Origin of the sequence: Solibacillus sp. FSL K6-1523, assembly GCF_038005225.1 — a bacterium.
Lineage (GTDB): Bacteria > Bacillota > Bacilli > Bacillales_A > Planococcaceae > Solibacillus.
In genome coordinates, this window is sequence record NZ_JBBOSU010000001.1 from 969,043 (window position 1) to 981,041 (window position 11,999).

Annotated in this window: 10 protein-coding genes; all 10 read left to right on the plus strand. The window is 39.9% G+C overall.

What is annotated here, in order from left to right; translation table 11 throughout:
• Positions 1-2: 2 nt before the first annotated feature.
• Entirely contained in the window at positions 3-1,277 is a 1,275-nt protein-coding gene (locus tag MHI10_RS04435; protein WP_340783332.1) for a dihydroorotase, read from the plus strand.
• Positions 1,277-2,377, plus strand: a complete 1,101-nt coding sequence (gene carA, locus MHI10_RS04440; RefSeq protein ID WP_340783333.1) for a glutamine-hydrolyzing carbamoyl-phosphate synthase small subunit — start codon at positions 1,277-1,279, stop codon at positions 2,375-2,377. The genes MHI10_RS04435 and carA overlap by 1 nt, the downstream gene beginning before the upstream one ends.
• Complete coding sequence (gene carB, locus MHI10_RS04445) at positions 2,370-5,567, plus strand: carbamoyl-phosphate synthase large subunit (RefSeq protein WP_340783335.1); 3,198 nt, start codon at positions 2,370-2,372, stop codon at positions 5,565-5,567. Before carA ends, carB begins: the two co-directional genes overlap by 8 nt.
• Before the next feature lies 1 nt (position 5,568).
• Positions 5,569-6,342, plus strand: coding sequence for a dihydroorotate dehydrogenase electron transfer subunit (locus MHI10_RS04450; protein ID WP_340783336.1), 774 nt, complete (start codon positions 5,569-5,571; stop codon positions 6,340-6,342).
• Positions 6,339-7,250, plus strand: coding sequence for a dihydroorotate dehydrogenase (locus MHI10_RS04455; protein WP_340783337.1), 912 nt, complete (start codon positions 6,339-6,341; stop codon positions 7,248-7,250). The genes MHI10_RS04450 and MHI10_RS04455 overlap by 4 nt, the downstream gene beginning before the upstream one ends.
• 2 nt (positions 7,251-7,252) lie before the next feature.
• Entirely contained in the window at positions 7,253-7,960 is a 708-nt protein-coding gene (gene pyrF / locus MHI10_RS04460; protein ID WP_340789138.1) for an orotidine-5'-phosphate decarboxylase, read from the plus strand.
• Positions 7,961-8,590, plus strand: coding sequence for an orotate phosphoribosyltransferase (pyrE, locus tag MHI10_RS04465; protein ID WP_340783338.1), 630 nt, complete (start codon positions 7,961-7,963; stop codon positions 8,588-8,590).
• 480 nt (positions 8,591-9,070) lie between these two features.
• On the plus strand, positions 9,071-10,081 hold the full coding sequence (locus tag MHI10_RS04470) for an ABC transporter ATP-binding protein (protein WP_340783340.1): 1,011 nt from the start codon (positions 9,071-9,073) through the stop codon (positions 10,079-10,081).
• Entirely contained in the window at positions 10,078-11,025 is a 948-nt protein-coding gene (locus MHI10_RS04475; RefSeq protein WP_340783342.1) for an ATP-binding cassette domain-containing protein, read from the plus strand. Before MHI10_RS04470 ends, MHI10_RS04475 begins: the two co-directional genes overlap by 4 nt.
• Before the next feature lies 1 nt (position 11,026).
• Complete coding sequence (gene opp4B, locus MHI10_RS04480; RefSeq protein WP_340783344.1) at positions 11,027-11,989, plus strand: oligopeptide ABC transporter permease; 963 nt, start codon at positions 11,027-11,029, stop codon at positions 11,987-11,989.
• The last annotated feature ends 10 nt before the right edge of the window (positions 11,990-11,999 follow it).

The following is an 11,999-nucleotide window of genomic DNA, read 5'->3' on the forward strand; positions in this document are numbered from 1 at the left end:
ACATGACAACAGTTATTCAAAATGTAAAGCGATTAGACGAGCAAGGCGAATTACGAGTTTCTTCTATTATAATTGAAGATGGGAAAATTGTAGGTTTCGATGGAGAAATTCCAGCAGGGGCAAATGTAATTGATGGACAAGGTCATTTTGTTTCACCAGGATTTGTCGATGTGCATACACATTTACGTGAGCCAGGTTTTGAGCATAAAGAAACAATCGCAACAGGTACAGCATCTGCAGCAAAAGGTGGTTTCACAACAATTTGTGCCATGCCAAATACGAAACCAGTACCGGATTCAGTAGAAAATATGCAATTAATTAACGGCTTAATTAAAGACAGTGCAGTAATTCGCGTATTACCATACGGATCGTTAACGAAAGACATTTCAGGTGAAGTGCGAACGAATATGGAAGAGCTTAGAGAGCATGGTGCGGTTGCATTCTCAGATGATGGTGTCGGGATTCAATTAGCTTCAACAATGTATGAACAAATGCAACAAGCGGCTAAGTTAGATGTAGTCGTTGTAGCACACTGTGAAGATAACTCATTAATTTACGATGGGGTTATGCATGAAGGAACGCGCAATAAAGAACTAGGATTACCAGGTATTCCATCAATTTGTGAATCAGTACAAATCGCTCGCGACGTTTTATTAGCAGAAGCAGCAGGCGCTCGTTACCATGTGTGCCACGTGTCAACGAAAGAATCAGTTCGTGCTGTACGCGATGCAAAAGCAGCAGGCATTAAAGTAACTGCGGAAGTTTGTCCACACCACTTACTTCTTGAAGAAATGGACATCCCTTCAGATGATGCAAACTGGAAGATGAACCCACCGTTACGCGCGTTAGACGACAAAGATTCATTACATGCGGCATTATTAGATGGCACGATTGATTGTATCGCGACAGACCATGCACCACATACAGTAGAAGAAAAATGCTGTGGCATGGTAGGCGCACCGTTCGGCATCGTTGGCTTTGAAACAGCGTTCCCATTACTGTACACAAACTTTGTAGAAACAGGAAAATGGACGTTAAAGCAATTAGTTGATTGGATGAGCGTTAAGGCAGCACAAATTTTCGATTTACCATATGGCACATTAGAAATCGGTGCTTCAGCGGACTTAGTATTAATTGATTTAAATAAAGAGCAAACAATTGATGCAGAAGGCTTTGTATCAAAAGGTCGTAACACACCATTTAATGGATGGGTTGCAAAAGGTTGGCCAGTTATGACAATTTGCGAAGGTAAAATCGCATACCAGGAGGCAAAATAATGAAAACACGTTTATTAATTTTAGAAGATGGCACAGTATTTACAGGTACGGCATTTGGTAGTGACCAGGCATCACAAGGTGAAGTAGTCTTTACAACAGGGATGACAGGCTACCAAGAAACATTATCAGATCCTTCATTTTACGGACAAATTATTACGTTAACATATCCGTTAATCGGAAACTACGGCATTAACCGTGATGATTTTGAGTCGATTACACCAGCAATTCGTGGTTTCGTAGTACGTGAATTATCAGAACAACCATCAAACTGGCGTTCAGATATGTCATTAGATGCGTACTTAACTGCTCAAAACATTCCTGGTATTGAAGGCATTGATACACGTAAATTAACGCGCATTATCCGTGCAAAAGGGGCGGTTCGTGCGATTTTAACTGAAGCGGATGCGAGAGTGAATGTGGAAGAAGTCGTAGCAAAATTACAAGATACGGCATTCATTACACATCATGTGCGTGAAGTATCAGCGAAAACAGCTTACCCATCACCAGGTCGTGGGAAACGCGTAGTATTAATTGACTTCGGTATGAAGCACGGTATTTTACGTGAATTAAATCAACGTGACTGTGACGTAATCGTTGTACCTTACAACACAACAGCAGAGCAAATTTTAGCAATGCATCCAGATGGCATCATGCTTTCAAACGGTCCGGGTAACCCAATGGACGTAGAAGAAGGTATCGAAACAGTGAAAAACCTAATCGGAAAAGTGCCAATGTTCGGTATTTGCTTAGGTCACCAAATTTTCGCAGTAGCAGCAGGTGCAAGCAGCTTTAAATTACCATTCGGCCACCGAGGGGGAAATCACCCAGTAAAAGATTTACGTACAGGTCGTACAGATATTACATCTCAAAACCATGGCTATGCAATTGACATGGATTCATTAAAAGGAACAGATTTAGAATTAACACATGTTGCATTAAATGATGGTACATGTGAAGGGGTTCGTCATAAAAAATTCCCAATCTTTACAGTGCAATATCACCCAGAAGCATCACCAGGTCCAGAAGATTCAAATCACTTATTTGATGAATTTATTGAAATGATGGAAATCGAAGCAGCGAAGGAGAACCAACATGCCTAAACGTACAGATATAAAAACAATTTTAGTAATCGGATCAGGTCCAATCGTTATTGGTCAAGCAGCAGAATTTGACTATGCAGGAACACAAGCATGTCTTTCATTAAAAGAAGAAGGCTACCGTGTTATCTTAATCAACTCAAACCCAGCAACAATTATGACAGATACAGAAATGGCAGATAAAGTATACATCGAGCCAATTACATTAGAATTCGTATCACGCATTTTACGTAAAGAGCGTCCAGATGCAATCCTACCAACACTCGGTGGACAAACAGGTCTGAACATGGCAATTGAATTAGATGAGTCAGGCATTTTAGACGAGCTGAACATCGAAATTCTAGGGACTAAATTAGACGCGATTCATAAAGCAGAAGACCGCGACTTATTCCGTAATTTAATGTATGAACTAGGTGCACCAGTACCAGAATCAGACATTATTCATAACTTAGACGAAGCGAAAAACTTTGTAGCTCGCATTGGCTATCCAGTAATTGTACGTCCAGCTTTCACACTTGGTGGTACAGGCGGCGGTATTTGTAACAACGATCAAGAGCTAGAAGAAATCGTTACTTCAGGTTTAAAATATTCACCAGTTACACAATGTTTACTTGAAAAATCAATTGCAGGTATGAAAGAAATTGAATATGAAGTAATGCGTGACGCAGCGGATAACGCAATCGTTGTATGTAACATGGAAAACTTCGACCCAGTAGGAATTCATACAGGGGATTCAATCGTAGTTGCACCAACACAAACATTATCTGACCGTGAAAACCAAATGTTACGTAATATTTCATTAGATATTATCCGTGCACTGAAAATTGAAGGTGGCTGTAACGTACAGTTAGCGCTAGATCCACATAGCTTCCAGTACTATGTAATCGAGGTAAACCCACGTGTATCTCGTTCGTCAGCACTTGCATCAAAAGCAACTGGTTACCCAATTGCGAAATTAGCAGCAAAAATCGCAGTAGGTTTAACATTAGATGAAATTAAAAACCCAGTGACAGGTTCAACATTTGCTTGTTTCGAACCTGCACTTGACTATATCGTAGCGAAAATTCCACGCTGGCCTTTCGATAAATTCGAATCAGCAAAACGTAACTTAGGAACGCAAATGAAAGCAACGGGTGAAGTAATGGCACTTGGTCGCACATTTGAAGAAGCGCTACTAAAAGCGGTTCGTTCTTTAGAAACAAGCCACTTCCACATCGAAATGAAAAACGGGGAAGAGCTAACAGATGCGTGGATTGAAAAACGTATTAAAAAAGCGGGAGACGAGCGCTTATTCTTTATCGGGGAAGCATTACGTCGCGGTGTGACAATCGAACAACTTCACGAATGGTCAGCAATTGATTTATGGTTCTTACACAAGCTAGAAAAAATCGTGAAAATGGAAGCGACACTTGTTGCCAACAAAAACGATCAAGACGTATTACGCACAGCAAAACGTTTAGGCTTTGCAGATAAAAAGGTTGCTGAACTTTGGGGAACAACGGAAGCAGAAGTTTATGCATTCCGTAAAGAAACAGGCATCATTCCAGTGTACAAAATGGTTGATACATGTGCAGCAGAATTTGAATCAAACACACCATATTTCTACGGTACGTACGAAGAAGAAAATGAATCGATTCGTTCTGAAAAAGAATCGGTAATCGTTCTAGGTTCAGGTCCAATCCGTATCGGACAAGGTGTTGAGTTTGACTATGCAACAGTGCACTCAGTATGGGCAATTCAAGAAGCAGGTTATGAAGCAATCGTTGTGAACTCGAATCCAGAAACGGTTTCAACAGACTTCTCGATTTCAGATAAATTATACTTTGAGCCATTAACAATTGAAGATGTTATGCACATCGTAGACTTAGAGCAGCCAAAAGGGGTTGTTGTACAGTTCGGTGGACAAACAGCAATCAACTTAGCGGATAAATTAGAAGCAAATGGCGTGAAAATTTTAGGTACAACATTAGAAGATATCGACCGTGCAGAAAACCGTAACAAGTTCGAAGCGGCACTACGAGAGCTGAAAATCCCACAACCACAAGGGGAAACGGCTATTTCAAAAGAAGAAGCATTAGTAATCGGTGAAAAATTAGGCTTCCCAGTACTTGTTCGTCCTTCTTACGTACTTGGTGGACGCGCAATGGAAATCGTGTACAACTTAGAAGAACTAGCGCACTACATGGAGCACGCAGTTGAAGCATCACCAGATCATCCGGTATTAGTTGACCGTTACTTAACAGGTCAAGAAATCGAAGTAGACGCAATTTGCGACGGTGAAAACGTATTAATTCCTGGTATTATGGAGCATATTGAGCGCGCAGGTGTTCACTCAGGTGACTCAATTAGTGTATATCCACCGCAAAAATTAACAGATGCACAAAAAGAAACATTAGTAGATTACACAACGCGTTTAGCACTTGGTTTAGGAATTGTCGGTTTAATGAATATTCAATATGTACTGAGCGATGGCGAAATTTACGTAATCGAAGTAAACCCACGTTCATCACGTACAGTACCATTCTTATCGAAAATTACGAACCTACCAATGGCGAACATCGCAACAAAAGCGATCCTAGGTCAATCAATTGTTGAACAAGGCTACCCAACAGGATTAGCACCAGAGCAACCAGGAGTATTCGTAAAAGTACCAGTGTTCTCATTCGCGAAATTACGTCGTGTAGACATTACATTAGGTCCTGAAATGAAATCAACTGGTGAAGTAATGGGTAAAGATGCAACATTAGAAAAAGCATTGTACAAAGGCTTAGTTGCAGCAGGCATGGAAATTAAAACACACGGTACTGTATTATTCACAGTATCGGATAAAGATAAAGATGAAGCGGTTGTTTTAGCAAAACGTTTCTCAACAGTTGGTTACCGCATCGTTGCAACTGAAGGTACGGCAAAATTATTCGAACAAAATGGCGTAAAAACAGATATCGTAGAGAAAATTGGCGGTAAAGGGAAGACATTACTCGACATGATTCAAGACGGTGAAGCACAGCTTGTTGTGAACACTTTAACAAAAGGTAAACAACCAGCGCGTGATGGTTTCCGTATCCGTCGTGAATCAGTAGAAAATGGTGTACCATGCTTAACTTCATTAGATACAGCGGAAGCAATGGTTCGCGTAATCGAATCAATGACATTTACAGCAGAAGAAATGCCAAAAGCGGAGGTAACAAAATAAGATGATTCGTCAAGAGAAAATGACGGTCGTTGCACAAGCACAAATCGCTACGAACATTTTCGAATTGACACTGCAAGGGCAACTGGTTCAGGATATGACTCCTGGCCAGTTTGTTCATGTAAAGGTGTCCGATACGTTCGAGCCATTGTTGCGCCGACCAATCAGTATTGCAAATGTAGACAAAGAAAAAAATGAATTTACGATGATTTACCGTGCAGAAGGACGAGGCACACAATTCCTTGCAACAAATCGCGAAGGGCAAATTGTGGATATATTAGGTCCACTCGGAAACGGCTTCCCAGTAGAAGCAGCACAGCCGGGTCAAACAGCATTATTAGTAGGTGGTGGAATCGGTGTTCCGCCATTGCATGAGCTTTCGAAGCAATTAAATGCGCGCGGTGTCAAAACAATTCACGTTTTAGGTTTCCAAACAGAAGATGTTTGCTTCTATGAAGAGCAGTTTTCAGCATTTGGTGATACGTATTACGCAACTGTTGACGGATCGAAAGGCACAAAAGGTTTTGTCACAACGGTATTTGATAATGTAAAGCCGGAGTTCGATTTATTTTATTCATGTGGTCCAATGCCAATGCTGCGAGCATTAGAGCAGTACTACCCGGAAAAAGAAGGCTATTTATCATTTGAAGAGCGCATGGGGTGCGGAATTGGGGCATGTTTTGCATGTGTTTGTGATACGACAGACAAGCACGAAAAAGACTATGTGAAAGTGTGCTCAGACGGACCTGTATTCCCGAAAGGAGTTGTGGCATTATGAGCCGTATAAATATCGAGTTACCAGGATTAGATTTAAAAAACCCGATTATGCCAGCTTCTGGTTGTTTCGGATTTGGCCGCGAATATGCACAGCTTTATGATTTATCAAAGCTTGGCGCGATTATGATCAAGGCGACAACAGTAGAACCACGCCGTGGGAATCCAACACCGCGTGTAGCTGAAACTTCTGCCGGCATGTTAAATGCGATTGGCCTACAAAACCCAGGGATTGACAAAGTGATGGGGGAAGAGTTGAAGTTTTTAGAAGGCTTTGATGTGCCAATCATTGCCAACGTAGCTGGAACAGAAGTGGCGGACTATGTAGAAGTGGCAGAACGCATTTCAAAAGCACCAAATGTAAAAGCGTTAGAAATAAATATTTCTTGTCCAAACGTAAAATGTGGGGGCATTCAATTTGGTACAGATCCACAAACAGCAAAAGAATTAACACAAGCGGTGAAAGCTGTTTCAAGTGTGCCGGTTTATGTAAAATTATCACCAAATGTAACGAGTATTGTCGATATTGCAAAAGCTGTGGAAGAAGGCGGAGCAGACGGCATTACAATGATTAATACACTTGTGGGCATGCGTTTAGATGAGCGTACGGGTAAGCCAGTTATCGCCAATGGTACAGGTGGTTTATCTGGTCCAGCAGTAAAACCAGTAGCGATTCGCATGGTATATGAAGTGTATAAAGCGGTGAACATTCCAATTATCGGAATGGGTGGTATAACATGCGCACAAGACGTAATTGACTTTATGTCAGCTGGTGCATCAGCAGTAGCAGTAGGAACAGCAAACTTTGTCGATCATTTCGTATGCCCAACAATTATTGACGAACTACCAGCAAAATTAGACGCACTAGGCGTTGAACATATTTCTGAAATTATCGGAAGGAGCCATCGATGAGCATGAATAATAAACCGATTATTGCCTTGGATTTTCCAGGTGAAAAAGAGGTCTTTGAATTTTTAAATCACTTTGATGAGCCATTGTTTGTAAAGATTGGTATGGAACTTTACATGCAAGAAGGTCCAGACATCGTTAAAAAAGTAAAAGATCAAGGACATAATATTTTCCTCGATTTAAAACTACATGATATTCCAAATACGGTGAAATCAGCAATGAAAGGTTTAGCGCGTCTCGGTGTGGACTTAGTAAATGTCCATGCAGCGGGAGGCCGTGCCATGATGGAAGGCGCTTTAGAAGGATTAGAAGCCGGAACAGCAGCTGGTAACGAGCGTGCCGCATTAATTGCCGTAACACAATTAACATCAACAACCGAGCAACAAATGCAAGAAGAGCAGAAAATTATCCTTTCATTGCAACAATCGGTATTGCATTATGCACAAGTAACGAAGCAAGCTGGATTAAATGGTGTCGTTTGTTCGGTTCATGAAGCACGCGCGATTCAAGAGGCTTGCGGGGAAGACTTTTTACGTGTAACACCAGGTATTCGCATGCTTGGCGGACAAGCGCATGATCAAAAACGTATTGCCACTCCAGACGGTGCGCGTCAAGACGGTTCATCACTGATCGTAGTAGGTCGCGCAATTACAGGCGCGGCAAATCCAGTGTTAGCTTATCAAGAAGTTTGTCAATTATGGGAGGTAAAATAAATGTCATTACAAAATGAAATCGCACATGCAATGTTAAAAGTAGGAGCAGTTGAGTTAAACCCAACAGATTTATTTACATGGGCTTCAGGTATCAAATCACCAATTTACTGCGATACTCGTTTAACGATTTCAGATCCAGTTGCCCGTAAGCAATTAGCAAAAGGTTTAGCATCTCTTATTCAAGAGAACTTCGCAGATTGCGGTATTGTTGCAGGAACAGCGACTGCGGGCATTCCGCATGCGGCATGGGTATCTGATATTTTAGACTTGCCAATGGTTTATGTGCGTTCAAAAGCAAAAGAACATGGTAGAGGCAATCAAATTGAAGGTAAATATAAAGCGGGCGATAAAGTAGTTGTTGTAGAAGATATCGTTTCTACAGGTGGTTCGTCTATTACAGCAGTAGAAGCATTACGTGCAGCAGGTTGTGAAGTTCTAGGTGTTGTATGTGTGTACACGTATAATTTACCAAAAGCAGAGCAAGCATTTGCGGATGCAGGCGTAAAATATGTGTCGTTAACGAACTTTGATTACTTAATTGAAGCAGCAAATGAGTCAGGCACAATTCAAGAGGATCAAATTCCTTTCTTAAAAAACTGGCATAAAGATTTAAAAGAAGGAAATTTATAAGTAATCACGCATCGGCGTAATTGATTGAATAATGTTGGAACTACTCAGAAACGTGTGAAAGTATAGAAATTATACTTTACACGTTTTTATTATGGTTATATAATAACTCTACTCTATCTGGAAATTTTCGTATAATTGAACTTTGATTTATTTATTGTTCTATTAAAAAGGAACTCATAATTATTAAGACCTATCATTGATTAAAATATTGTATAAATTTGATGTATTTCACCCATTTAATGCGATAAATTAACTGAATATTTAGATTTAACATTTAATTTGCTATTTTCGGAAATTGAATGTTAAGTTAGAATAGTGAGAAAGTTTAGTAATTGACATCTAATATAATTTATGGATAATTTATATTAATATTCAGTGAATTGGCATATACATAACTAGATGCATAGAGCAGAAATAATGAGGAATTTTTAGCATAGCAGAGCGTAGTGGATGTTTATTTTAGAAAGGAGCGGTTAGTTCGTGTCTACTAATGATTTATTAACAATCCGTAATTTACGGACGAGTTTTCGTATTAAAGATACATTCTACCCAGCTGTAGATGATGTTTCATTAACGCTTCGCAAAAATGAGATTTTAGCAATTGTCGGTGAATCAGGTTGCGGTAAAAGTACGTTAGCTACTTCGATTGTAGGATTGCACAATTCAAGTAATACAAAAGTTGAAGGTGAAATTTTATACAACAATCAAAACTTAGCGAATTTAACAGAGGCTCAATTTAACAAACTACGAGGAAATGATATTGGATTCATATTCCAAGATCCTTTATCCGCATTAAATCCATTAATGCGGATTGGTGAGCAAATTGCAGAAGGCTTAATTTATCATACAAAGTTAAATAAAAGCCAACGTGAAGCGCGTGTTTTAGAACTTTTAGAGCAAGTGGGTATTCCAAATGCGGCTCGTGTTGCAAATCAATTTCCTCACCAATTATCTGGTGGTATGCGTCAACGTGTCATGATAGCGATTGCATTATCAGGAAAGCCAGCTATTATTGTTGCAGATGAGCCAACAACAGCATTGGACGTAACAATCCAAGCACAAATTTTAGATTTATTAAAATCGCTTCAAGATGAAATTCAGTCCGGCATTATTTTAATTACCCATGACTTAGGGGTAGTAGCGGAAATTGCAGACCGAGTCGCTGTTATGTATGCAGGTGAAATTATTGAAGAAGCGCCTGTTATCGAATTATTTAGAAATCCGAAGCACCCGTATACGCGTTCATTATTAAATTCGATTCCACAAACGCATAGTGAAAACGAAAAGCTAGAAATTATCCAAGGTATGGTGCCATCATTAACGAAATTACCTAGAGAAGGTTGCCGTTTTTCTTCCCGTGTTCCGTGGTTGGATGAATCGGTACACGAAAAAAATCCAAAACTTCATGAAGTGGGTCCGGGACATCTTGTTCGTTGTACATGCTGGCAACATTTCTATTTTGAAGACAAGGAAGGGAGCGTAAACGGATGAGTTTTATGCAAGTTGAGGACTTAAAAGTTCACTATCCTATCCGAGGCGGTTTTTTCAATACAGTAGTTGATCATGTATTTGCCGTAGATGGCGTGACGATGGAATTTGAACGTGGGAAAACTTACGGTCTAGTAGGTGAATCTGGTTCAGGAAAATCAACAACAGGTAAAGCAATGATTGGATTAGAAAAAATTACGTCTGGCAAAATTATTTACGAAGGTCAAGAGGTAACGAATCAACGACGTAATCGTGACTCTGCCTATAATCGTGACATTCAAATGATTTTCCAAGATTCGCACTCAAGTATGAATCCGCGAAAACGCGTGCTTGATATTTTAGCCGAACCAATCCGTAACTTTATGAAATTATCACCACAGGAAGAGCGCAAACGTATTAATGAATTGCTTGCCATTGTTGGGATGTCAGAAGATGTGTTACTAAAGTATCCGCATGAATTTTCAGGTGGTCAAAAGCAACGTTTAGGAATTGCTCGCGCTGTTGCCTGCAATCCGAAAATGATTATTGCGGACGAGCCTGTATCGGCACTAGATTTATCTGTACAAGCCCAAGTGCTTAACTTTATGAAGGAAATTCAAGAACAATATGGCATTAGTTATTTATTTATCTCGCATGATTTGGGGGTTGTTCGTCATATGTGTGATCACATCTCAATCATGTATAAGGGGCGCTTTGTGGAAACAGGGAAGCGTGAAGATATTTATACGAACCCACAACATATTTATACGAATCGCTTATTATCAGCAATTCCTAATATTGAGCCTGAAACGCGTTTGGAGCGTAAAGCTGAGCGTCAAAAGGTCGAAGCAATTTATCAACAAGAGCAACATAAATATTATGACGAACATGGGAAAGTTTACCCGTTAAAATCCATTTCAGACTCGCATAAAGTAGCGATGGCTGGAACAGAAAAGGGGGGATTATAGTATGTGGAAAACAGTTATTCGACGTATTTTAATTATGATTCCGCAACTTTTTATTTTAAGTCTCCTTATTTTCATATTAGCAAAACAAATGCCGGGAGATCCGTTTACAGGTTTAATTACACCTGATACCGATCCAAACCGAATTGAAGAATTACGAATTAAAGCAGGTTTCTATGACCCTTGGTACATCCAGTACTATAACTGGATTACAAATGCTGCACAAGGGGATTTTGGAAGAAGTTATACACATGAAAAACCAGTAGCGAGTCTCATTGGTGGTCGTGCAATGAATACGTTTGCACTTGCTTTATTTAGTGTCATTTTAGTGTACTTAATCGCGATTCCATTAGGGGTCATCGCCGGACGGTATCATGACACCTTTGTCGATAAAACAATCGTCTTGTACAGTTTTATTAGCTTTGCGATACCCGCATTCGTCCTGTATTTAATTTTCGTATTCGTATTCGGTTACCGACTCATGTGGTTCCCGACAAGTGGCTCCGTCGATGTCGGTTTGGACCCTGGGACGTGGGAATATTACTGGAATAAGTTTTATCACTTACTATTGCCAGGTATGTCCTATGCAATATTAGGCACAACGGGGATTATTCAATATTTACGTTCAGAAATTATTGATGCAAAAACGATGGACTATGTGAAAACGGCGAGAAGTAAAGGGATTCCGATGAAAAAAGTGTATTCACGTCACATTTTCCGTAATTCATTATTACCAATCGCAGCATTTTTAGGCTTTACGATTACAGGTTTACTGGGCGGATCGATTTTCATTGAATCGGTATTTGCTTATCCAGGGATGGGTAAATTATTCGTTGAGTCCATTTTAAGTCGTGATTATAGTGTCATTACAGCACTCGTTATGTTATTTGGCTTCTTAGCATTATTAGGTAGTCTATTGTCCGATATTATTTTAAGTATTGTCGACCCGCGAATTCGCATAGACTAAACACCAAAAA